The organism is Kytococcus sedentarius DSM 20547, assembly GCF_000023925.1.
GTDB classification, from domain to species: Bacteria; Actinomycetota; Actinomycetes; order Actinomycetales; family Dermatophilaceae; genus Kytococcus; species Kytococcus sedentarius.
In genome coordinates this window covers 295,577-317,063 of the sequence record NC_013169.1, presented here as the reverse complement: position 1 = coordinate 317,063, position 21,487 = coordinate 295,577, and the positions used below count along the sequence as shown (strand labels likewise).

Sequence of the window (21,487 nt, the reverse complement as noted above, 5' to 3'; positions counted from 1 at the left end):
CCGGGGACCGGGGTGTCAGCGCTGCTTGCGGTCCCAGTGACGGAACCCGGCCGCGATGGCCGATGCCTCGTCGGCGAACCAGACCTCGGCGCGGGTGTTCTCGTAGCCGGGGCTCTCCTCGGTGTGGAACAAGCCCGAGTCGGCGTTGCCCTTGATGGCCCAGCCCTCAGGGCCGGAGCCATCGGCGGCGGACCGGGCGGAGCCGGGGCCGTAGGGCGCGTCGTCCTCGACGGCCTCGTCCCCGTCCACGTCCTCGGAGTCCTCGAGGAAGCTGGCGTCGGGGGCGATGGGGTCGACCTCGTCGGCGTACTCCGCGTCGGCGTCCACCGGCTGGAGGTCGTCGGCGCTCGCGGCGTCCACGTCCTCGTCCGTCATGCCCTGGCCGACCATCGGGATTGCCTCGGTGTGCGCGTCCGAGGCGCTGCGGCCGACCGGCTGGCCGTCCACGTCCTCGATCTCCTCGACGACGACCACGTCACCGCCGGTGGTGCCCGGGGCAACGGTGGCGGTGGAGGCCGGGTCCACGACGTCGTCGTCGCCCTCGATGCCGTCACCCAGCTCGGAGGCGTCCTCGTCCTCGAGCTGCGACCCGGCAGCGAAGCCGGCCACACCGGTGGCCGCGCCGGCACCGGCCACGGACGTGGTGTCGAGGTCGGCGTCGTCGTCGGTGACCTCGGCGTCGGTGGACACGAACTCGCCCTCGCTCGCCGCGTCGTCCTCGTCCAGGTCGCCCAGGGCGTGGGCGCCCGCCGCCTCGTCGGCACCGGCGAGGTCGTCCTCGTCGGACGTGAGCTCGCGCTCGTCGGCCGGCTCGAGGTCGTCGGCCAGCACCGCGTCGTCGGTCGCCTCGGCGTCGTCGGCCAGGGCCACGTCGTCGCGCTCGGTGTAGCGCCCGTGGTCCTCGTCGACCTCGAGGTAGTCGTCGTCGCGGTCACGGTCGGACAGGGCGGCAGCGCCCGCGGCGCCGCCTGCCACACCGGCGGCACCCAGTCCGGCGGCACCGTCACGGGTGTCGCCATCACGCTCGAGGGCGTCGTCCTCGTCGTCGTACTGGGCGTCCAGGTGGCGGTCGTACTCGCTCGCCGGGATCACCCGGGTCACGGTGCGCACCGACCACAACCAGGTGGTCAGACCACCCAGCGCGAAGGACAGGATCATCAAGAGCCAGTTCACGCGTCGTCTCCGATCTCACGGGCGCCGGGCAGGTCGGAGAAGGCGGCTTCCTCGGAATCCGCCGGCACCGTCATGCCGATCACCACATACATCGCCAGCGCTCCCACCACGAACGCCACGAGGTACCACAGCCACTCCATCAGGAATTCAGCCATCGGTCCTCTCCTCTCACTTCACCAGGATCTCGACGCGACGGTTCTTGGCCCGCCCGTCCTCGGTCTCGTTAGACGCGATGGGCTGCGAAGCGCTCGCGTTGGACTGCTGGATGCGGTCGAAGTCCACACCGGCGACCACCAGGGCCTGGGCGATCTTCTCGGCACGGAACGCGCTCAGGCGCTCGTTGACCTCGCCACCGACGCTGTCGGTGTGACCCACGACGACCACGTCGAAGTCGCAACCGGCCAGCTTCTCGCCGATGCGGGCGGCGTTCACCGCCGACTCCCCGTACAGCGCGTCGCTGCTGGAGGGGAAGCGCATCGGGTAGGCCGCGGAGATCCCCTTCATGGACGCCGGGGCGTTCTTGCAGGTGAGGTCCTCGATCTTGTTGACCGCGGCCAGGCCCGGGTCGACGCTCGGGTCGGGGCCCGGCTCGTCGGTCCGGCTCGGGTCCGGGGTCTTGGTCGGCTCCGAGGTCACGCTGGGCGCGGGCTCGGAGGTCGCGCTGGGCGAGGGCTCCGAGGTCGTGCTGGGCGACGGAGCCGGGCTCGAGGCCGACGGGCTGGGCGCAGCCGGGCTCGAGGCCGACGGGCTGGGCGCAGCCGGGCTGGACTCGGCCGGGCTGGACTCGGCCGGGCTCGAGGCGGAGGGCTTGGCCGACGGGCTCTTGCCACCGCCACCCGCGGCCGCGGTCAGCTCGTTGGTGATCTCGGCGTCGGGGTAGACCTTCGCCAGCTCGGAAGCCACCTTCTTCTTGGCCGCAGCATCGGCGACCTCGCCACTCAGCGTCAGGGCCTCGGCGTCCCCGGAGATGGACAAGTCGTCCCCACCGGCGGTCAGTGCCGCGGTGAGCGCCCCCAAGGCCGGGCCGGTGACGAGCGGAGCACTCTCGTCCACCGACACCTCAGAAGTCACGGTCTTGCCCTCGTTGGCGTTCTCGACGGCCTTCACCAGGGCGTCACGGTCGGCCTCGCTGGGGGCCGTCGCGGAGAAGCTCACCTTGTCGGCCCCACCGGTGTAGGACACCGCGGCGGCAGAGGGCGCCTCGGCCGAGTTCGTGCTGGAGGACGTGTTGCCCGAGTTCGTGCTGGAGGACGCGTCGCCGTCGCCCTCCCCCTCGTCGTCGCCCCCGAAGAGCATGCCGAGCAGGGCGAGCAGCAGCGGGATGGCCAGCAGCGCGAGCCACCACCACCCGCCGAGCCCACGCCGGTAGCGGCGCGAGACCTCGTACCACTCCTCGTGGTCCTCGTCGCTGATGTCGTAGCGGTCGACGCCGTCACCGTCGCGGGCTTCGAGGCGGTCGTCCTCGCCCCAGTTGTCGCTCATGAATGCTCCTTCGTCCGCCGTGACTGAGGGTGGCCGAACCGTCCCCCCGGCGGCCCGGGGGACGACTCTCCTGAACAGAGGGTATCCGCTGCAGACCGCGCAGAGCCGTTGGCGTACGGGCCACGTCACGCCCTGCTCGCACGGGACCTCACCCGGCCCCGTGAGGACCCTGTGAACTTCGTGGCGCACACTGTCAGGTGGCTTCTTCCCCACCAACCCCCGAGGACGTCGTGCACCACCTCTTCCGCCGCCACAACTGGGTACTCGCCGCCGCCTGCTCCGTGCTGGTGGCTGCCTGCTCGGGAGCCGACGAGGCGCCCCAGACCCACGGGGAGAGCAGTACGAGCGCCCCGTCCTCCGCGGTGGGCACACAGGAGCTCTCGGCCCAAGGGGGCGCCGAGGGCGCGAGCCCGGCCTCCGAGGTCGGTGCCGAGCCCATGATCCTCGATTGCCTCGGCGAGGGGTCGATGGTGCGTCCGGAGACGCTGAGCCTCGACTGCCAGGAGACCAACGCGACGCTGAGCAAGCTGCAGTGGTCCCAGTGGGACACCGAGGGAGCCAAGGGCAGCGGCGAGTTCAGCGTCAACAACTGCGCGCCGAACTGCGCCGAGGGCACCGTGGAGACCTACCAGGTCGACGTGCAGGCCCCGGACGTGAAGACCTCCGAGGCCGGCAGCGTCTACACCTCGATCACCGTGAACTTCCACGACGGGCGGCCCGTGGGCTCGACCTCGCGGGAGACCTACGAGCTGCCGCACTGACCCCGCGCGCCGGTGGTTCAGTCCGCCGGCTCGAAGTGCAGCACCGTGCGAGCGCCCCCGCCGCGGGCGCGGTCGAACTCCACCGTCGCCCCCATCGTGGCGGCCTGCTTGGAGATGATGGTGAGCCCCAGTCCGGTGCCCTTGGTGGCGCCGCTGCCGTGGAAGCGCTGTGGTCCGCGCTCGATGATCTCCTCGGGGTACCCGTCACCGAAGTCGTCGACGACGACGGCGTGACGGACCACCGTGATCACGCAGTGGCCCCCGCCGTGGCGCTGCACGTTGACCAGCAGGTTGGCCATGATCCGCTCGAAGCGCCGGGGGTCGATCATGACCCGCCCCGGCGCGTCCCCCCGCAGCTCCACCCGCTCGCAGGGGGCGGAGACGGCCAGGAAGCGCACCGTGCGGTCCACGATCTCGCCCAGGTCGTGCTCCTCGAGGGTCGCGACCTCCGAGCCGCTCTCGAGCCGGGAGACCTCCAACAGGTCCTCGACCAGGCGCCGCAGCCGCCCCACCTGGGTGCGCACCAAGGTGGCGGGCCGCCCCTCGGGCAGCAGCTCGACCGCGGACACCAGACCGGTCACCGGGGTGCGCAGCTCTTGGGCCACGTCCGCGGTGAAGGCCCGCTCCGCCTCGAGCCGGGTCTGGAGGGTGACCGCCAGGGTGTCCACGGCGCGGGTCAGCGCGGCCACCTCGTCGCTCCCGCCCTGGTCGGTGCGGGCCGAGGTGTCGCCGTGCGCCATGGCATCCGCGGCCACGGCCGCCCGCCGCAACCGGCTGGACAGGGCATTGCCCAGGAGCCACGCGGCGGCCGCCGCGGTCAGGGCGGTCACGGCCAGCGAGGGCAGGAGCGTGCGGTACCGCGCGGTGTCCTGTTGCTCCAACAGGTCGTCCTCCAGCTGCACCGTCAGCAGGACGTCCCGGCCCAGCCGCTCACTGGCCCACATCGTCTCGCCGTCGTAGTAGCTCCGGCGGTCCCCCTCCTGCATGCCCTGGGTGAGCTCCAGCGGCGGGACGTCCGGGTCGGCCGTCGCCCCGAGGCGCACGCGCCCGTCGAGGCGGTAGGAGTCGCTGACGGTGTCGAGCCGGGTGATGGCCTGGTGACGCAGGCTCTCGCGCGCCGCATCGGCCGCCTGGGCGGACAGCAGCGCCCCCAGCCCGGCGCTGGTCATGATCGAGACCAGCATGACGGCCAGCACGATGCGGGTGCGGATCGAGTCCCGCCAGTGCGTGGTCCCCGGGTGCGGGGTCTCCCGCGAGGTGTGGCCCCTGACCCGCATCGGGCCGGTGACGGCTGCGTCCAGACGGTGGGTGGGGATGCCACCACTGTGGGCGGGGGCGGCCCGACGGCCGCCCCGGGGGCGGTCTGGGGTCACGCATCCACCAGTTTGTACCCGGCTCCCCGGACCGTGACGATCCGCTCGGCCCCGATCTTGCGGCGCAGGCGCTGGACGGTCACCTCGACCACGTGCGTGTCGCCCCACGACCCGATGTCCCAGACCATCTCCAGCAGCTGGTGGCGCGACAGCACCCGCCCCCGGTGGTCCAGCAGCACCTCGAGCAGCCGGAACTCCGTGGCGCTGAGGCTGATGGTCTCGCCGGCTCGCTTCACCACCATCCCGTCACGGTTCACGCTGAGGTCCGCGACCCGGATCGTGGCGGTCGCCGGCTCCTCGGGCACCGTGTCGACGCGACGGAGCACCGCTCGCAGACGCGCGGCGAGCACCTCCCCGTCGAAGGGCTTGGTGACGTAGTCGTCCACTCCCACCTGGAAGCCCGCGAGCTGGTCGTGGGGCAGGTCGCGGGCCGTGAGCAGCACGATCGGCAGGTCGGAGCCCTCGCGCACCTTTCGCGCGAAGGTGATGCCGTCCATGCGGGGCATCATCACGTCCACCACGGCGACGTCGAAGGTCTCGCGCCGCAGGGCGTCGAGGCCCTCCACCCCGTCGGAGGCGGTGGAGACGGTGAAGCCCTGCCGCTCCAGCACCAGCGCGGTCGTCTCACGCAGCATCTCGTCGTCCTCGACGAGGAGGACGTGCACGGCGGTCTGGGTCTGGTTCACACGCCCCAGAGTAGGGGAATCCCCCGGCGAGCCAACTTGTGAGGGTCCTGTGAGGGAGGCGTGCGCGCGGTGAGATTTCAGCGGGTTTGAATGAGGACATCGAGAACGAGGGACACGTTCTCGGCCGACGGGCCTTCTGGAGGGAGCCCCGTATGGCGCACAAGGGACAGGGAGCCACCGTACTGAGGGGTCCGGTGGCTCCCTCCTTCTGCGTCTGAGCACATCCCACACCACACCGCCCCCGGCGTCAAGACTTGCCCCCCGCGCCATGCCGCGTATGGTCGGGGCGTGAACTTCGAGAAGGTCGTCTTCGGATTCTTCGTGCTCCTCGCGGCCACCGTAAACTTCGGGTACGTGCTGGGGGACATCGGGGACCCCGCGCTGCACAACCCCTACGAGCTGTACATCGCCGTGGCGGTGAACATCGTGGCCACCATCCTGAAGGTCGGGGACCGCACCCACGTCGGTGCCATCCACCTGGCCGCGAGCCTCGTGGCCTGCCTCCAGCTGGTCGCCGCGGCGGGCCTGTGGGTCGTGGCCGACCAGACCGGTGACGGCATCCCGGACGCCCACGAGATGGCCTCGGTGGTCTCCATCGCCGCGGGCGCACTGCTCGCCAACCTGGTGTCGCTCGTGATCCTGGTGGTCGAGACGGTCAACTACCGCGGGCGCTGAGGGGCGGGGCACCTCGTGGTCAACCCCCTGACCCGCATGACCGCGCAGCACCGCGCGATCCGCACCGACTCCCAACGCCGCGAGAAGGTCGACGTCCCCCGCGACGACAGCGCCCTGGACGTCCTCCAACTGGCACTGCGCCGCATGCGCATGCCGGTCCTGCTGGTGGTGCTGGTCTTCAGCATCTCCGTGATCGGGCTGTCGCTCATGCCGGGCGTGGACGCAGAGGGCAACCCCCACCGGTTGACGCTGTTCGACTCGCTGTACTTCATGTCCTACACGGCCACCACCATCGGCTTCGGCGAGATCCCCTACTCCTTCACCATCTACCAGCGCATGTGGGTGATGGGGTCGATCTTCGCCTCCGTGGCCAGCTGGACCTTCGCCATCACCTCGATGTTCTCGCTGCTCTCGGCGCCCGGCTTCCGTGCGGCCATGACCTCGCTGCGCATCCAGCGGGTCCTGCGCCGCACGCGGGACCCCTTCTACATCGTGGTGGGCAACGGCCAGACCGGGGCGGCCGTGGTGGAAGGCCTGCTGGCCATCCACCGTGACGTGGTGGTCGTGGACCAGGACCCCGAGCGCCTGGAGCGCCTCACGATGGGGCAGACCACCGGCTCCGTCCTGGGTCTGCACGGGGACGCGCGCAAGGTGGAGACCCTCGGTTCGGCCGGGTTGGGCAACTCCTACTGCCACGGGGTGCTGGCCATGACCGACGACGACGAGACCAACCTCGCCGTCGTCATGAGCGTGAACCTGCTGCGCCCGGACGTGCCCGTCATCGCCCGGTCGAACACCGCGGCCATGGCCGACCGGATGCGGGACTTCTTCCCCGAGCACGTCGTGAACCCGTTGGACGAGTACGGCAAGTACCTCACCATGCAGCTCAAGCGCCCGCACACCCACCGCCTGAGTCAGTGGCTCATGAACACCCCGGGCACCCTCATCGGCCCCTACCGCCCCGGGCTCGCCGACGGCCGGTGGGTGGTCGTGAGCGACGGGGAGTTCGGCCAGGAGGTCGCCCGCGACCTGGCCAGCGCGGGCCTGGACGTCACCCGGGTGGACCCGGTGGGCGAGTTGGTGGACCTCACCGACGTCGTGGGCGTGGTCGTCGGCGCCGAGAGCGACATCGTGAACATGTCGGTGGCCGCGCGGGTGCGTGCAGCGAACCCGGACTGCTACCTGGCGCTGCGGCAGAAGTCCCTGGCCCGCCGCGCCACGACGGAGGCGTTCGCCCCCGACTCGGTCTTCGTGCCCGCCGAGCTCGTCGCCCACGAGGCGATGGCCTACCTCATCAGCCCGAACTACTGGCACTTCGTCCGGAAGGTGATGGAGCGCGAAGACGAGTGGGCCAAGGAGGTGCTCTCGGCTCTGCAGCGACGGGTGGGGCGCCGCACCCCCGAGGCCGCCCGGCTGGACGTGAGCCGGGAACACGCCCCGGCGCTGCACGCCTGGTTGCAGGGCAACCGGATCACGCTCGGGCAGCTGCTGACCCACCCGGAGACCGATCGCACGCTGCCGGTCTACACCGCGGTCCTCTCCCGCGAGGGAGAGCGCATCGAGGCACCACAGGCCGATCTGCCGCTCCAGGTGGGCGACATCGTGATGGTGCTGGGCACCCCCAGCGGACTGGCCGACCTCACCTCCACGGTGCACAACTCCGCGGACGTGGAGTACCTGGCCACCGGCGTCCGTGTGCCCCGGACGCTGGTGTTCCGGGCGCTGCGCCGACTGCGCCGGGGCGGGCCGGGTGCCTCCGGTCCCGACTCCCCCGGGCCGGGTGGTGCACCCGCGGGTCAGGCAGATGGCGAGCAGCCTCGCCCCCGCCACATCACACCCCGCCCGGGGCACCGGCCGCCCTCGACGTGGTCCGGGACGCACCGTCGCCGGAGCACCGTGCCACGGCGGGGTGGGCCCGGCGGCGCGGACAGGACCGGCGGGACCGGCGCGTCCAGCAACCGGGGCTGACTCAGGGGCGCAGGAGGCACCACTCCGCCACACCGGTGGGCCCCGTGCGGTGGATGAGTTCCTTGCGCCGCCCGGTGTCGGTGAAACCCCGCTTGCCGTAGTACGCGATCGCCCGCTCGTTGCCCTCGAGCACCCACAGGTAGGCGGGTCCCGTCGGGAGGGCTGCGGTCAGCAGGCGGTCGGCCAGACCCGTGCCGTGCCAGCGGGGGTCCAGGTTGAGCGCCCACAGCTCCCTCGGCGCCGGGGGGTCGTCGTCTCGGGGCGGGCCCACGGAGATGAAACCCAGCACGTGCCCGTCCTGCTGGCGTGCCACTCGGGTGTCCGCGACCGGGGGTGGGCCGTTGCTGCCCAGCGGGTGGGCGGCACCGGTGGGGCCCTCGTCCGCGAGGCGCTGCGCGACCTCCCGCCAGCGGGCGGCCCCGGCGACGGGGTCGAGGGAGTCCAGCACCGCATCGGGGAGGAGGCCGGTATAGGTGGCGCGCCAGATCAGCCCGTGCACCCGGGCGAGGGACTCCACATCGGCCAGCCGCAACCGATCAACCTCCACCTCGTCCACCGGCGGACTGCCGCGCTCCTGGTCCATGGCCCGATGGTGCCATCCCCCTGCCGCGGCGTCAGGCCGGCGTGGCCAGGGGCGCGGGCACCGAGCGGAGCAGGTCGGCGAGCTCCGGCATCAGGTCGTCCTGCACCGAGGAGGTGCGCCAGGCCAGCACGATGTCCCGATGGGGTGCCGGCGCGGTGAACTCGACCGTCGCCACTCCCCCGGGGCCGCCGGGGCGGTCGACCGCCATGCGGGGCATGAGGGTCACCCCGACCCCGGAGGCCACCATGTGCCGCAGGGTCTCCAGGGAGGTGGCGCGGAAGCCGTCCATCTCCACCGCGCCGGAGGAGCGGCAGACGTCGAGCGCCTGGTCCCGCAGACAGTGGCCGTCCTCCAGCAGGAGCACGGACTCGTCGCCCAGCACGGAGGGATCCACCGTCTCCTGCCCGGCCAGCGGGTGGTCCAGCGGCACGGCCAGCAGGAAGTCCTCACGGAAGAGGGGCTCGACCGCCAGTCCGGGGTCGGTCAGCGGGCCGGCGAGCACCACCGCATCGAGGGTGCCCTCCCGGAGCTGCTGCATGAGGTCCGGTGTGCGCTCCTCCACCAGCAGCAGGTTGAGCTCCGGGAGGGCCTGGTGCACCGCGGGCACCACGTGGGGCAGCAGGTAGGGCGCCAAGGTGGGGAAGATGCCCAGCCGGAGCGATCCCGACCGCGGGTCGCGGGCCTGCTCGGCCACCCGGTGGATCGCCTCGGCGTGGCCCAGCATGCGCCGCGCCCGGCCGGCGATCTGCTCGCCGGCCGGGGTCAGCAGGGTCTGGCGGCCCGCACGCTCCACGAGCGCGCAGCCCAGGACCGCCTCCAACTTCTTGACCTGGGTGCTCAGCGTGGGCTGGCTGACACCGCAGGCGGCGGCCGCGCGACCGAAGTTCCGGTGGTCGCCCAGCGCCACCAGGTACTCGAGGTCGCGCAGGTTCACGAGTTCGCGTCCGCCAGGTCGGCCACGTCCGTCGGCTCGTTCTCGCTGTCCACGACCTTGGTGGCCGCAGCGGTCTCAGAGGCCGGCTCGTCCGCCGGGGCGGAGGTGCGAATGAGGTGGTCGAAGGCGCTCAGTGAAGCCGTGGAACCGGACCCGAAGGCCACCACGATCTGCTTGTACGGCACGGTCGAGACGTCGCCGGCGGCGAAGATGCCCGGGACGTTCGTGGCACCCCGGCCGTCGATGACGACCTCGCCGCGGTCGGTGAGCTCGACGCCGGACTCCTTCAGGAAGGCGGAGTTGGGCACCAGACCGATCTGCACGAACACGCCCTCGAGCTCCAGCTGGTGGCTCTCGCCCGTGGCGCGCTCCTCATACTTCAGCCCGGTCACGCGGGAGCCGTCGCCGACGACCTCCTTCGTCGCGGCGCCCAGCACGATGTCCACGTTCGGCAGGCTGCGCAGCTTGTCCTGGAGCACCTGGTCGGCGCGCATGGAGTCCATGAACTCCAGCACCGTCACGTGGCCGACGATCCCGGCCAGGTCGATGGCGGCCTCCACACCGGAGTTGCCACCGCCGATGACGGCGACGCGCTTGCCCTTGAACAGCGGGCCGTCGCAGTGCGGGCAGAAGGTGACGCCCTTGTTGCGGTACTCGTCCTCGCCGGGGACGCCCATGGTGCGCCAGGAGGCACCGGTGGCGATCACCAGCGAGCGGGAGCGCAGCGTGGCACCGGAGGCGAGCTCGACGGAGTGGTAGCCACCCTCGGCCTCGGCCGGGGTCACGCCCACGGCCTCCTGGGACTTCACCAGCTCGACCTCGTAGTCATTCACGTGGCGCTCGAGGTCGGCGGCCAGCTTCGGGCCCTCGGTGTGCGAGGTGCCGGAGACGTTCTCGATGCTCATGGTGTCGTTGACCTGGCCACCCATGCGCTCGGCCACCAAGCCGGTGCGGATGCCCTTGCGCGCGGCGTAGATCGCGGCGGTGGAGCCGGCGGGGCCACCACCCAGGACCAGCACCTCGTAGGGGTCGGCGTCGGCCAGCCGGTCCGCGGCGGCCTCGGCGGCGCCGGTGTCGATGCGCTCGACGATCTCCTCCAGGGTCATGCGCCCGGAGCCGAAGTCCTCGCCGTCCAGGAAGACGGTGGGCACGGCCATCACGCCGCGCTCGTCCGCCTCCTCGGGGAAGGCCGAGCCGTCGATGGCGACGTGCGTGATGTTCGGGTTCAGCGTCGCCATGAGGTCCAGCGCCTGCACCACGTCGGGGCAGTTCTGGCAGGACTGGCTGAAGAAGGTCTCGAAGCGGTGGGTGCCCTCGATGCCGCGGATCTGCTCGATCGTCTCGGCGGCGGCCTTGCTGGGGTGGCCACCGATGTTCAGCAGCGCCAGCACCAGGGAGGTGAACTCGTGCCCCATCGGCAGACCGGCGAAGGTCACCGCGGAGGAGGTGTCGGCCGCGGCCTGGATGCGGAAGGAAGGCGCCCGGTCGGCGCGCTCCTCACCCTCGGCCTCGCGGGTGGTGACGAGCTCGGACATCTCGGCGATCTCGGCGCACAGCTCCAGCGTCTCGCGCGAGGTGGCGTCGGTGGCATCGGCCTCGACGGTGGTGAGCAGCTCGATGGGGCGCTTCAGGTTGCCCAGGAGCTGACGGAGTTGGGTGGCGAGGTTCTGGTCGAGCACGGGTGCCTCCTGGCATGACGAACGGCGGTGACGAGAAGTCGGGAGAAGAAGACGCGGGATGACCGACCGGACGAGCGGTCATCCGCTGGCGCGCTCACGGCATCGAGGACGATGGGGCGCTGCCGGTGGGGCGACGCCGGGCGCGGGGCCGGGGAAAGGGGGGGCCCGGCCCCACGCACGGCGGTCAGGGGTGGTCGGCGCGGGGCCGACCGGGCTGAGCCGGGGCTCAGATCTTGCCGACGAGGTCCAGCGAGGGCTCGAGCGTCTCGGCGCCCTCCTCCCACTTGGCCGGGCAGACCTGGCCGGGGTTCTTGCGGATGTACTGGGCGGCCTTGACCTTGCGCACCAGCTCGGCGGCGTTGCGGCCGATGCCCTCGGAGGTCACCTCGATGAACTGGATGACGCCGTCCGGGTCCACCAGGAAGGTGCCACGGTTGGCCAGGCCCTCGTCCTCGCGCAGGATCTCGAAGTTGCGGGAGATCTGCTGCGTGGGGTCGCCCAGCATCGGGTAGGTCACCTTGCCGACGGTGTCGGAGGAACCGTGCCACGCCTTGTGGGTGAAGTGGGTGTCGGTGGAGACGGAGAACACCTCGACACCGAGGCCCTGCAGCTCCTCGTAGTAGTCGGCGAGGTCACCGAGCTCGGTGGGGCACACGAAGGTGAAGTCGGCCGGGTAGAAGAAGAAGATGGCCCACTTGCCCTGGATGTCGGCGTCGGAGAAGTCCTTGAACTCGCCGTTGACGAAACCGGTGGTCTGGAACGGCTTGATGGTCGTGTTGATCAGCGACATGCGTGTATCCCTCACTACGTGTTGGCGTCTGGGGTGCAGCCCGGTTCCCCGCGCTGCAATAGCCACTGTATATGAGTCTCGGCGAAAGTCATAGTCGGGGCCTATGGCGCGGTCCTGGAGGCAAACTGTCTGGTCCTCGTCCAACCTGCCGTGCGGGCGCGCGTCAGGTTGGACGAGGACCAGACAGAACCGGGGGCGGGAGTCACGCCCCGGGCAGGGCGTGGACGATGTCCGCCACCAGGCGCGCCGCGGCCTTGGCGGTGCGGGAGTCGACGTCGTACCGCGGGTTGTACTCGGCCACGTCCACGATGCGGAGCTTGCCGCTGGCGGCCAGGTGACGCACGACGGCGCTGGTCGTCCGCATCGGCACACCCACGGCCGCCGGGGCGCTGACCCCGGGCGCGATGTCGGCGGGCAGCACGTCGAGGTCGATCTCCAAGTGCACGTGGTCGGCCACGGCGAGCACCTCGTCCAGGAAGGCCAGGGCGCGCTCCTCGGTGGAGTCCACATCGGTCAGCCACCGCACTCCCAGCTGGCGGGCGGTGTCGAACAGGACGGTGGTGTTGCTGGGCTCGGCGATGCCCACCACCGCGTAATCCAGGTGCCGGCCCGCCTCCTGCTCGGCGCGGGCCATCTGCAGGAAGGGTGTGCCGCTGCTGGGACGCCCGGCCTGCCGCAGGTCGAAGTGCGCGTCCAGGTTCACCACGACCGTCCGCCCCATCGCCTCGTCGGCGCCGAAGCGCTGCGAACGCGCCCGGCCGAGGTAGCAGCCCCAGGCGGTCTCGTGCCCGCCGCCGAGGACGACGGTGAGGTCGTCCGCATCGAGGGAGGTGGCGATGACGTCGCCCACCGCATCGTGCCCGGCCTCGAGGTCCTGCCCGTCGTAGCCGGTGTCGCCGTGGTCGGTGAGGGTGAACGGGCGGTGCGCGGCCAGGCCGGCGAGGGCGGCGCGCAGCAGAGGTGGGGCCTCGGCGGCGCCCTGGCGTCCGGAGTTGCGGCGCACCCCCTCGTCGCTGGCGAAGCCGACGATGCCGACGTGGGGGCCGCGCCCCTCGCCGGGGCCCGCCGAGCCCGTGGCGATGTGGTGCCAGCGTCGGTGCTCGGGGCCGGGGCCGTCATCGCGGCCGGTCCAGGAGGTGCTGCGCTGCTCGCTCATGAGACCAGTGTCCTCCCTCGGGGCCGGGTGCGGCGAGGGTCCACGCGGGAGGGGCGGGCACGGGGCGGGTGACGGGGGGGCGGGAGGACGGCCACGGGCGGGTGGCGTGCCCCAGCCGCGGCGGGTCAGGCCTCCGGGAGGTCGGCCGCGTCCTCGGCCCAGGCGGCGGCCAGCCAGTCCAGGTCCACCCGGTACTCCTCGATGCGGCAGCCCAGGCCGTTCGGCTTCACTGCGATGCCCTCCTCCTGCCAGTGCGGCAGCGCGCGGGCCAACAGGTCCGGGCGCAGGTCACCGGCGTGGTTGGTCACCCGCCACCAGTGCACCAGGTGCCCGTGGCTGGCCATGACCGCCCCGACCACCCGCGCCGCCGTCCCCACGATGCGGCCGACCTCGCCATAGGCCACCACGCGTCCGCGGGGCACCAGTTCCACGCAGCGCAGCACCTTCTCGACCAGCAGCTCGTTCACACCGTCAGCGTGCCACGGGCGTGTCCACTGTCGCGCGCGCCGGCCCCTGCCGGGCCCGACTCAGCCCGCCGCAGCCAGCGCCGACGCCCCCCGACGCTCCCGCACCATGATGACGGCCCACACCGCGAGCCCGCCGAGGGCCAGCAGCACCCCGACCCACCCGGTGGAGCGCCACCCCCATCCGGCCGCGAGCGCCGCGCTGGCGACCGCCGGGCCCAGGGCGTTGGCCGCGTTGAAGGCGGCGTGGTTGAGCGCCGCGGCCATGGTCTGGGCCTCCCCGGCCACGTGCATCAGCCGGGTCTGCAGCGGCACCACCATGCCGCCACCGAAACCCACCAGGGCCACGGACACCAGCATCAGCCACCAGTGGTCCACCGTGAACGAGTAGACCAGCGTGGCCACGCCGATGAAGGCCTGGAACGCGCCGGCGGTGATCAACAGCCGGTGCTCGGGGGACCGACCCGCCACCAGGTTGCCCAGGGTGCCGCCCACGCCGTAGGCCATGAGCACGATGGGGACCGCCCACCCCGGCGCGTGCGTGTGCTGCAGGAGCGTGGCCGAGAGGAACGAGTACACCGCGAACATGCCGCCGAAGCCGATCGCGCCCATCGCCAGCGGCAGCAGGACGTCCGGGTTGCGCAGGGCGCCGAGCTCCGCGAGGGCTGAGCCCTTGCGGCTGCCCCCACCGGGCGGCACGAGGCGGGCGAGCACCGCGGCCACCACCACGCCACCGACGGCCACCAGCACGAACGGCACCCGCCAGCTGGTCGCCTGCCCCAGCGCACTGAGGGTCGGGACACCGACCACCGTGGCCACCGTCAGACCGGTCAGCACCCACGCCACCGCCTGCGCGGCGCGCTCGCGCCCCATCGCGGTGGCCGCCACCAGCTGGGCGATGCCGAACAGCGCCCCGTGCGGCAGCCCGGCCACGAACCGCGCGGCGACCAGGGTGGGCAGGGAGTTCGCCGCCGCCCCCAGCAGGTTGCCCACCACGAACAGCGCCAGAAGTGCGACCAGGGCCTTGCGCCGCTCCCAGCGGGCCACCGCCATCGACAGCAGCGGGGCACCGATCACCACGCCGAGGGCGTAGGCGCTCACCGCCATCGATGCGGTGTGCTCCGGCACTCCGAACTCCGCCGCGTAGAAGGGCAGCAGGGTCATGGCCGCGAACTCGGTGATGCCGATGCCGAAGGTCGCGGCGGCCAGCCAGAAGACCAGCGGCGCGGCGGGGCGACGCCCGGCAGGGCCCTGTCCGGGACGATGGGGGGCAGCAGTCACGCCCGGACCAACCGGGGGCCCGGGCGGGGCATTCCTGCGTCAGCAGTGGTGTGGCGCGTGCCTCAGACGTCCTGGCCGAGCACGCGGGCGCGCTCCAGGTAGGGGGCGGCCTCCGCATCGCGCCCCTGCCGCTCCAGCGAACGGGCCAGGAGCACGGCCACGTACCCGTCCTCCGGGCGTTCGGCGAGCATCTCCCGGGCCAAGCCCTCGGCGCGGGAGAGCTGCGCCGAGTGGAAGTAGGCCCGGGCCAGCGTGAGGCGCACCTCTGACAGGCCGTGCCCCGGGTCCGAGGTCCCCAGCAGGGTCTCCAGCTCCACGGCGGCCTCGCGGTAGAGCTTCTGGGCGAACAGGAACTGGGCCCGGCGAAAGCGCTCGAAGTCGCTCAGCGAGGGCTCCGGCATCGGCCCGGGCGGGGGCACGGCCCCCTCGGCGGGCGAGGACTGGTCCGTCATGCGCGCTCCAACAGGTCGGCCATCTTCTTGGTGATGTAGTTCGCGGCCCACTGGGGCGCCACGCGGGAGGCCCAGTCCACGAACTTGGCGTCCTTGCCGATCACCAGGCGGTACGCGCCGGACTCGATGGCGCCGATCGTCGCCTCGGCGGCGTCGACCGCGGAGGTCGTGGGGTGGGTGCTCGCCTCCGCGGCCGCGGTGTCGTCGGCCGGGGCGTTGACCGTCACACCCGAGTTGCCGGCGATGTCGGTGGCGATGGCCCCGGGGAACACGATCGTCACGTCCACCGGGCCGTCCTTCAGCTCGCAGTACAGACCCTCCGTGAAAAGCTTCACCGCGGCCTTGCTCGCGCCGTAGGCGGCCTGCCCCGGGACCGGGGTCAGTGCGCCCATGCTCGCGAAGTTGACGATCGCGGCCTCGGGGCGGGCCTGCAGGTGCGGCAGGAAGGCCTGGCAGGTGTTGACCACGCCCCAGAAGTTCACGTTCATGACCCTCTCGATCTGCTCCGGGGTCAGCGCGTCGACGGTCACGAAGGGCTGGATGATGCCGGCCACGTTGACCAGACCGTCCACGGCCCCGTGCGCGGTGACCACCTGCTCGGGCAGCGTGCTCACCGCATCGCGCTGCGTGACGTCGACGGGGTGGGTGGTCAGCATGGCCGCCGACCCCTCCGCCTCCGCCTCGGCGACGGTGGCCGCCAGGCCCTCGGCGCTGAGGTCCAGCGCGGCCACGCGCGAACCCGCCCGCAGCAGCCCGAGCACGACCTCCCGTCCGATGCCGTTCCCGCCGCCGGTGACGGCGAAGACCTTGCCCTCGAGCTGCATCTCAGTCCTCCATCTGGTTGTCGGTGCGCCACCACGTGTCGTGGATCGTGACCGGGGTAGTGCGCTTGTGTCGCGAGGTGCGCCACCTCTGCTCGATGCGGTCGGCCACCTCGTCGGGGACCTCACCGCCCTCGAGGTAGGTGTCGATGTCCGCGTAGGTGAGGCCGAGCTCGTCCTCGTCGGGACGGCCGGGCTGGTCGTCGAGCAGGTCGGCGGTGGGCACCTTCGCCCAGAGCCGCTCCGGCGCTCCCAAGTGACGCGCGAGCTCGCGGTTCTGGCCCTTGTGCAGGCCGAACAGCGGCAGGATGTCCGCGCCGCCGTCGCCGAACTTGGTGAAGAAGCCGGTGACCGACTCCGCCCCGTGGTCGGTGCCGACGACCAGCAGCGAGCGCTCGCCGGCGATGGCGTACTGGGCCACCATCCGCAGCCGGGCCTTGATGTTCCCCTTGTTGAAGTCGCTGACCTCCTGCCCCAGCGCGACGGCGAACTGCTCCTCGAAGGCGTCCACCGCCGGCCCGACGTCGTAGATGACCTCCTCGTCGGCGGCGACGAACTGCATCGCGGCCCGGGCGTCGTCCTCGTCGTGCTGCACGTGGTGCGGCAGGCGGACGGCGACGAACACCGCATCGCCCCCCTGCTCACGGTGCCGCTCGGCGGCCAGCTGGGCCAGCCGCCCGGCCAGGGTGGAGTCCACGCCGCCGGAGATACCCAGGACGAAGCCCTTCGTGCCCGTGGCGCGCAGATAGTTCACGAGGAAGTCGACGCGGCGCTCGACCTCCTGCGCCGGGTCGACCTGCGCCCGCACGCCCATCTCGTCGACGATGACCCTCTGGAGTTCACGCATGCCACCAGCCTACGGAGTGCGCTCCCGCGGCGCGATGCGCCATGATCGGGCCATGGCCCAAAACTTCATCGTGTCGCGCTCCCGTGAGATCGCCGCCGCCCCCGAGACGGTCTTCCCCTACCTCGACGACCTGCACCGCTGGCAGCTGTGGTCCCCCTGGGAGGGTCTGGACGCCGACCTGCACCGCACCTACTCCGAGCCCGCCAACGGGGTGGGCGCCCGGTACGCGTGGGAGGGCAACCGCAAGGCCGGCAAGGGCCGCCTGGAGATCACCCACGCCGAGCCGTCGCGGGTGGCCCTGGACCTCCACTTCGAGAAGCCCTTCCGTGCGGACAGCCAAGTGGCCTTCACGCTGGAGCCCACGGCGCTCGGCACGCTGGTCACCTGGGCCATGAGTGGCCGGAAGAACCTCATGATGCGGGCGCTCTCGCCGGTCGTAAACATGGACAAGATGCTTGGCCAGGACGTCGAGAAGGGGCTGGCCCAGCTGCAGGTCGCCGTCGAGCGCGGCGCCTGAGACCCGCCACACGCGAGAGGGACCACTCCGTCGGGGTGGTCCCTCTCGCGTGTGGCTGCTCTCAGCTCACTGGGCCATGAACTTCGGAAGGAACACCGCGAGCACCGATGCGGTGACGGCCACGTAGACCACGATCACCGTCACCCAGGTCCACTCGCGGGCGAAGCGGCGCACCCCATCGGACAGGCCGAAGGTGCCCCGGCTCACCAGGGCGCCGGTGAGGCCGAGGAACATCGGGATGGTGGCGGCCCACGCGACCATGCAGTAGATGCAGAGCTTCACGATCTCGAACAGCGCCTGCGACCACAGCCAGATGAGGAACACCCCGGCCAGGGCGACGCCCACCCAGATGCACGCCCACAGCCAGCGGGAGAAGTGGGCGCCGGCCAGCAGGGCGACGCCGAAGGCCACCACCAGCGCGTAGCCGACGATGCCGATCAGCGGGTTGGGGAAGCCGAACAGCTCGGCCTGCGGGGTCTGCATCACGGTGCCGCAGCTAACCAGCGGGTTCACGTCGCAGGAGGTGCGGTGCAGCGGGTTCTCATACAGGTTCAGCCGTTCCCAGACCAGGGTGGCGCTGGCGGCCCAGCCGACCAGGCCGGTGAGGGTCAATAGCCAGCCCAGGGCTTTGTCCGTGGCCCACCCGGGCCCGGACGTGCCGGTCTCCTCGATGCGTTCGCTCACGCTGCGGTCCTTCCTGGTGAACCTGCTCCGACCCCGTGCCGGGCCGGGCCATTGTGCCGCTCCGGGCTGGGAGTCCGGTCACGGGCTCCCCACCGGGCCAGGGGCGTTCAGCCCGGCTCGCCGGCCAGAGCCCTGACCACCTGCGCGAGCCCGTCCTCACCCACCGGGTCGGTGTCGTGCAAGGGGATCTCCAGGGCGGGCAGGTCCGGCAACGCGGTCCGCACCCGGTCCAGGTGCACCTGCTCCTGGACGTGCCGGCGGGCGAGGAACTCCCCCTGGTCGCGTGGGGACCGCCGGTTCACCACCAGCCCGTCGATGCCCACCCCCAGGCCGGCCAGGGTGTCGTGGAGCTCCAGCGTCTCGTCGGCGGGCAGCCGCTCGGCGGTCATCACCAGCAGGAAGCCCGTCTCCGGGGCGGTGAAGGTGGTGCGCAGCAGCTCGAAGCGGGCCCGCCGGCGCTCGAGCACCCCGCGGATCTCCGCATCGCGCCGGGCCCGCCGGGAGCTCGCATCGGCGTCCCCCAGGCCCCGCAGCGCCTGCCCGAAGCGGGCCGAGGAGTCCTGCCGCGCCAGCAGCGCGTCGGTCCAGGCGCGGAGGTGCTCGGGCAGGGAGAGCAGGCGCGAGGTGTGCCCCGAGGGCGCGGTGTCGAACACCACCAGGTCCCGCTCCGGGGCGCCGGCCACCACGTCCGCCACGGCCTCCAGCAGCGCGGCCTCCTGCGTGCCGGGGGCCTCCCGTGCGGCGTCCAGATGGCGGGCCACCTCGCCGTGCAGGTGCTCCGGCATCATCCGCCGCATCGTGCGCCCCACGGCGGCCAGGTGCTCCTCCACCTCGCGGGTGGGGTCGATCTCCAGCACCTCCAGGCCCTCGCGCACCGCCGTGACCCGGCCCCCTAGGCGGCGGCCCCACAGGTGCCCGAGGTTGTGCGCCGGGTCGGTGGAGACCAGCAGCGTGCGCCGGCCCCGCCGCGCGGCCTCCAGGGCCACGGCCGAGGCCATGGTGGTCTTGCCCACCCCACCCTTGCCCCCGACAAACAGGGTGGAGCGGGTCAGCAGGGTCTCCAGCAGTGAGCTCATGGGCCCTTCCCCGTCAGCAGCAGGACATGTGGTCCAGCGGAGAGCGGTCCATGCCCATCCGCTGGTGCCACACGTGGAAGCGCTCGTAGACGGCCGGCAGGAGCTCCAGGGAGTGGTAGCCCATCGGGTTGGGCAGACCGAGCGACTCCCCCAGCACCATCAGCATGAACAGGTCGTCCTCGTCGGCCTGCGCCCGGGCCAGCGTCGACCGGTAGGGCAGGTGGTAGCTCTCCTCGGCCCACGCACCGACGGCCCGCAGGCCGGCCCGGACGCGCGCGCCCAGGCCGGCCAGGCCGTCGGGGGACTCAGCGGGAGACGGCATCTCGGGCCGTCGCCCCCTCATCCGCGTCGAGGGGGTCGTGCTCGTCGTCGTCGACCTCTCCGCGGGAGGCACGCACCATCGCGCCCACGGCCTCGACGATGACCCACACGGCGGCCACCAGGATGATCACGTCCAGCACCAGCAGCAGCCAGTTGCGGTCCTGCCAGAAGGTGCCCATCTGCACCAGCAGGGCCAGCACGCTCATGATCAGCACGAAGGTCAGCGGGATGATCGCCGGCAGCGCGGGGCGCCCACGGCGCAGCAGCATCACCGCGACGATGGCGAGGGTCAGCCCGGCCATGATCTGGTTGGTGGTGCCGAACAGCGGCCAGATGAGCATGCCACCGGAGCCGTCCGCACCGGCGGCGAAGGTCAGGCCCACGGCCACCACCAGCACGATGGCGGTGGAGACCCACTTGTTGAGCGTCACGCCCATGACCTCGCCGATCTCCGAGACCACGAAGCGCTGCAGACGCACACCGGTGTCCATGGTGGTCGCGGCGAAGAGCACGGCCGTGGTGGCCAGGATGGTGGCACTCAGCGACTGCGGCAGGCCCAGGCCGTTCTGGACGATGGAACCACCGCCCTCGACGAACGCGGCGACACCGCCCTGCCCGAACGCGCTGTAGACCTCCTCCCAGTCCGCGAGGGTCTGGAAGCCGGCGGTGGTGGCGACGATCGCACCCAGGGCCAGCAGCCCCTCGCCCACGGCGCCGAAGTACCCGACGAAGCGGGCGTCGGTCTCGTTGTCGAGCTGCTTGGAGCTGGTGCCCGAGGCGACCATGCCGTGGAAGCCGGAGATGGCGCCGCAGGCGATGGTGACGAACAGCAGCGGCGCGATGCCCGGCGTGCCCTCCGGCACCGCGTCGTTGATGGCCGGGGCCACCACGGTGGGGGTGGAGATGAGCACCGCGGCGAACAGGATGCCCAGCGCCAGGAAGAGTTGCAGGCCGTTGATGTAGTCGCGCGGCTGCAGCAGGAGCCACACCGGCAGCACCGAGGCGATGCCCGCGTAGGCGAACAAGATGACGATCCACACGCCGCTGGCCGGCATGCCCAGGACCGTGTCCGGCAGCGAGACCGGGTACTGGTCACCCAGCCAGATCAGGGCGTACAGGGCGACGACGCCCACCACGCTGACGATCGGCAGGTTCCAGCGGAAGCGGTAGATGGCCTGGCCGATCAGCAGGGCCACGGCGATCGCGCCCCAGGTGGGGATAACCGCGCTCGGGGTGCTGACCAGCAGGCCGGAGATGACCACCGCGAAGGCCGCGTTCACCATCAGCAGCAGCAGGAAGATGACGACCAGGAACAGGTTGGCCCCGCGACGCCCGATGTACCGGGCCGACAGCGAGCCGATGGACTGCCCCCGGTTGCGCACCGAGGCCCACAGTGCACCCAGGTCGTGCATGCCGGCGAAGAAGATGGTGCCGAGCGTGACCCACAGGAAGGCCGGTAGCCAGCCCCAGATCACCGCCACCGCCGGGCCCACGATGGGAGCCGCACCGGCCACAGAGGTGAAATGGTGGCCCCACAGCACGTACTTGTTCGTGGGCACGAAGTCCACGTCGTCGCGCAGGGCGTGGGAGGGGGTGCGGAACCCCGCATCGAGCGTGTACACCCGGGTGGCCAGCCACCGGGAGTAGAGGAGGTACCCGGCCAGGATCATGGCGATCCCGACCAGGACGAGGACGAGCGAGTTCATGGGCTCTCCAATGGTCGGCGTGACGGGGGGCTGTGGTGCAGGTCACGCCATTGTGCCG

At 71.9% G+C, this 21,487-nt stretch carries 23 protein-coding genes; 4 read left to right on the top strand and 19 right to left on the bottom strand.

What is annotated here, in order from left to right; all coding sequences use genetic code 11:
- Nucleotides 1–15: 15 nt before the first annotated feature.
- From arfC to KSED_RS01570, 3 genes are read right to left on the bottom strand one after another with little or no spacing between them, the layout of a single operon-like run.
- The gene (gene arfC, locus KSED_RS13325) at nt 16–1,173 is read right to left on the bottom strand and encodes a channel accessory protein ArfC, sunset domain variant (RefSeq protein WP_012801824.1); all 1,158 of its coding nucleotides are present in this window, start codon (nt 1,171–1,173) and stop codon (nt 16–18) included.
- Nucleotides 1,170–1,328: a channel accessory protein ArfB gene (gene arfB / locus KSED_RS14815; protein ID WP_012801823.1), complete on the bottom strand. Its 159-nt coding sequence runs from the start codon at nt 1,326–1,328 to the stop codon at nt 1,170–1,172. The genes arfC and arfB overlap by 4 nt, the downstream gene beginning before the upstream one ends.
- Nucleotides 1,329–1,341: 13 nt before the next feature.
- Nucleotides 1,342–2,655, bottom strand: coding sequence for an OmpA family protein (locus KSED_RS01570; protein ID WP_012801822.1), 1,314 nt, complete (start codon nt 2,653–2,655; stop codon nt 1,342–1,344).
- 230 nt (nt 2,656–2,885) lie between these two features.
- Between KSED_RS01570 and KSED_RS13320 the strand changes: the two genes are divergently transcribed.
- Complete coding sequence (locus KSED_RS13320) at nt 2,886–3,416, top strand: hypothetical protein (protein ID WP_012801821.1); 531 nt, start codon at nt 2,886–2,888, stop codon at nt 3,414–3,416.
- A 17-nt stretch (nt 3,417–3,433) separates the two neighbouring features.
- Here KSED_RS13320 and KSED_RS13315 read toward each other — a convergent pair whose 3' ends face one another.
- Nucleotides 3,434–4,789, bottom strand: a complete 1,356-nt coding sequence (locus KSED_RS13315; protein WP_012801820.1) for a sensor histidine kinase — start codon at nt 4,787–4,789, stop codon at nt 3,434–3,436.
- A complete protein-coding gene (locus KSED_RS01555; RefSeq protein ID WP_012801819.1) occupies nt 4,786–5,475 on the bottom strand; it encodes a response regulator transcription factor in 690 nt (229 codons plus the stop codon). The genes KSED_RS13315 and KSED_RS01555 overlap by 4 nt, the downstream gene beginning before the upstream one ends.
- Before the next feature lie 288 nt (nt 5,476–5,763).
- Here KSED_RS01555 and KSED_RS01550 point away from each other — a divergent pair, with 288 nt between their 5' ends.
- Both KSED_RS01550 and KSED_RS01545 read left to right on the top strand, forming a co-directional pair.
- The gene (locus KSED_RS01550; RefSeq protein WP_012801818.1) at nt 5,764–6,150 is read left to right on the top strand and encodes a DUF6394 family protein; all 387 of its coding nucleotides are present in this window, start codon (nt 5,764–5,766) and stop codon (nt 6,148–6,150) included.
- A 36-nt stretch (nt 6,151–6,186) separates the two neighbouring features.
- Nucleotides 6,187–8,118: an NAD-binding protein gene (locus KSED_RS01545; protein ID WP_115306801.1), complete on the top strand. Its 1,932-nt coding sequence runs from the start codon at nt 6,187–6,189 to the stop codon at nt 8,116–8,118.
- A gap of 1 nt (nt 8,119) precedes the next feature.
- On the opposite strand, the gene KSED_RS13310 is transcribed toward KSED_RS01545, so the two are convergent.
- From KSED_RS13310 to nadE, 10 genes are all read right to left on the bottom strand, one after another.
- A complete protein-coding gene (locus tag KSED_RS13310; RefSeq protein ID WP_012801816.1) occupies nt 8,120–8,701 on the bottom strand; it encodes a GNAT family N-acetyltransferase in 582 nt (193 codons plus the stop codon).
- 31 nt (nt 8,702–8,732) lie between these two features.
- A complete protein-coding gene (locus tag KSED_RS01535) occupies nt 8,733–9,635 on the bottom strand; it encodes a LysR substrate-binding domain-containing protein (RefSeq protein ID WP_012801815.1) in 903 nt (300 codons plus the stop codon).
- Nucleotides 9,632–11,314 (bottom strand): alkyl hydroperoxide reductase subunit F, encoded by a 1,683-nt coding sequence (gene ahpF / locus KSED_RS01530; protein WP_012801814.1) that lies wholly within the window; start codon nt 11,312–11,314, stop codon nt 9,632–9,634. Before ahpF ends, KSED_RS01535 begins: the two co-directional genes overlap by 4 nt.
- Nucleotides 11,315–11,540: 226 nt before the next feature.
- Nucleotides 11,541–12,104: an alkyl hydroperoxide reductase subunit C gene (gene ahpC, locus KSED_RS01525; protein WP_012801813.1), complete on the bottom strand. Its 564-nt coding sequence runs from the start codon at nt 12,102–12,104 to the stop codon at nt 11,541–11,543.
- A 202-nt stretch (nt 12,105–12,306) separates the two neighbouring features.
- Complete coding sequence (hutG, locus tag KSED_RS01520) at nt 12,307–13,260, bottom strand: formimidoylglutamase (RefSeq protein ID WP_012801812.1); 954 nt, start codon at nt 13,258–13,260, stop codon at nt 12,307–12,309.
- A 125-nt stretch (nt 13,261–13,385) separates the two neighbouring features.
- On the bottom strand, nt 13,386–13,727 hold the full coding sequence (locus tag KSED_RS01515) for an MGMT family protein (RefSeq protein WP_012801811.1): 342 nt from the start codon (nt 13,725–13,727) through the stop codon (nt 13,386–13,388).
- Between the two features lie 60 nt (nt 13,728–13,787).
- A complete protein-coding gene (locus tag KSED_RS01510; RefSeq protein WP_012801810.1) occupies nt 13,788–15,005 on the bottom strand; it encodes an MFS transporter in 1,218 nt (405 codons plus the stop codon).
- Nucleotides 15,006–15,067: 62 nt separating this feature from the next.
- Nucleotides 15,068–15,457, bottom strand: a complete 390-nt coding sequence (locus tag KSED_RS01505; RefSeq protein ID WP_012801809.1) for a tetratricopeptide repeat protein — start codon at nt 15,455–15,457, stop codon at nt 15,068–15,070.
- Nucleotides 15,454–16,281 (bottom strand): SDR family NAD(P)-dependent oxidoreductase, encoded by an 828-nt coding sequence (locus KSED_RS01500; protein ID WP_012801808.1) that lies wholly within the window; start codon nt 16,279–16,281, stop codon nt 15,454–15,456. Before KSED_RS01500 ends, KSED_RS01505 begins: the two co-directional genes overlap by 4 nt.
- Before the next feature lies 1 nt (nt 16,282).
- Nucleotides 16,283–17,125: an NAD(+) synthase gene (nadE, locus tag KSED_RS01495; protein WP_012801807.1), complete on the bottom strand. Its 843-nt coding sequence runs from the start codon at nt 17,123–17,125 to the stop codon at nt 16,283–16,285.
- Between the two features lie 52 nt (nt 17,126–17,177).
- On the opposite strand from nadE, the gene KSED_RS01490 reads away from it, so the two are divergent.
- Complete coding sequence (locus KSED_RS01490; protein ID WP_012801806.1) at nt 17,178–17,642, top strand: SRPBCC family protein; 465 nt, start codon at nt 17,178–17,180, stop codon at nt 17,640–17,642.
- Between the two features lie 66 nt (nt 17,643–17,708).
- Here the strand turns inward: KSED_RS01490 and KSED_RS01485 are convergent, their stop codons facing one another.
- The 4 genes from KSED_RS01485 to KSED_RS01470 all read right to left on the bottom strand — a co-directional run bounded on the left by KSED_RS01485 (nt 17,709) and on the right by KSED_RS01470 (nt 21,429).
- Nucleotides 17,709–18,326, bottom strand: coding sequence for a vitamin K epoxide reductase family protein (locus tag KSED_RS01485; RefSeq protein ID WP_012801805.1), 618 nt, complete (start codon nt 18,324–18,326; stop codon nt 17,709–17,711).
- A gap of 107 nt (nt 18,327–18,433) precedes the next feature.
- On the bottom strand, nt 18,434–19,402 hold the full coding sequence (locus tag KSED_RS01480) for an ArsA family ATPase (protein ID WP_012801804.1): 969 nt from the start codon (nt 19,400–19,402) through the stop codon (nt 18,434–18,436).
- Between the two features lie 13 nt (nt 19,403–19,415).
- Complete coding sequence (locus KSED_RS01475; protein ID WP_012801803.1) at nt 19,416–19,724, bottom strand: cory-CC-star protein; 309 nt, start codon at nt 19,722–19,724, stop codon at nt 19,416–19,418.
- A complete protein-coding gene (locus KSED_RS01470) occupies nt 19,708–21,429 on the bottom strand; it encodes a carbon starvation CstA family protein (RefSeq protein WP_012801802.1) in 1,722 nt (573 codons plus the stop codon). Before KSED_RS01470 ends, KSED_RS01475 begins: the two co-directional genes overlap by 17 nt.
- Nucleotides 21,430–21,487 lie beyond the last annotated feature (58 nt).

Excerpts from the sequence above, each read along its gene's own strand:
- nadE (WP_012801807.1), bottom strand. The coding sequence starts at position 17,125 with ATGCGTGAACTCCAGAGGGTCATCGTCGACGAGATGGGCGTGCGGGCG.
- KSED_RS01545 (WP_115306801.1), top strand. The coding sequence starts at position 6,187 with ATGACCGCGCAGCACCGCGCGATCCGCACCGACTCCCAACGCCGCGAG.
- KSED_RS01480 (WP_012801804.1), bottom strand. The coding sequence starts at position 19,402 with ATGAGCTCACTGCTGGAGACCCTGCTGACCCGCTCCACCCTGTTTGTC.
- KSED_RS01500 (WP_012801808.1), bottom strand. The coding sequence starts at position 16,281 with ATGCAGCTCGAGGGCAAGGTCTTCGCCGTCACCGGCGGCGGGAACGGC.
- ahpC (WP_012801813.1), bottom strand. The coding sequence starts at position 12,104 with ATGTCGCTGATCAACACGACCATCAAGCCGTTCCAGACCACCGGTTTC.
- KSED_RS13310 (WP_012801816.1), bottom strand. The coding sequence starts at position 8,701 with ATGGACCAGGAGCGCGGCAGTCCGCCGGTGGACGAGGTGGAGGTTGAT.
- KSED_RS01475 (WP_012801803.1), bottom strand. The coding sequence starts at position 19,724 with ATGCCGTCTCCCGCTGAGTCCCCCGACGGCCTGGCCGGCCTGGGCGCG.
- KSED_RS01490 (WP_012801806.1), top strand. The coding sequence starts at position 17,178 with ATGGCCCAAAACTTCATCGTGTCGCGCTCCCGTGAGATCGCCGCCGCC.
- KSED_RS01570 (WP_012801822.1), bottom strand. The coding sequence starts at position 2,655 with ATGAGCGACAACTGGGGCGAGGACGACCGCCTCGAAGCCCGCGACGGT.
- KSED_RS01470 (WP_012801802.1), bottom strand. The coding sequence starts at position 21,429 with ATGAACTCGCTCGTCCTCGTCCTGGTCGGGATCGCCATGATCCTGGCC.
- arfB (WP_012801823.1), bottom strand. The coding sequence starts at position 1,328 with ATGGCTGAATTCCTGATGGAGTGGCTGTGGTACCTCGTGGCGTTCGTG.
- hutG (WP_012801812.1), bottom strand. The coding sequence starts at position 13,260 with ATGAGCGAGCAGCGCAGCACCTCCTGGACCGGCCGCGATGACGGCCCC.
- KSED_RS01505 (WP_012801809.1), bottom strand. The coding sequence starts at position 15,457 with ATGACGGACCAGTCCTCGCCCGCCGAGGGGGCCGTGCCCCCGCCCGGG.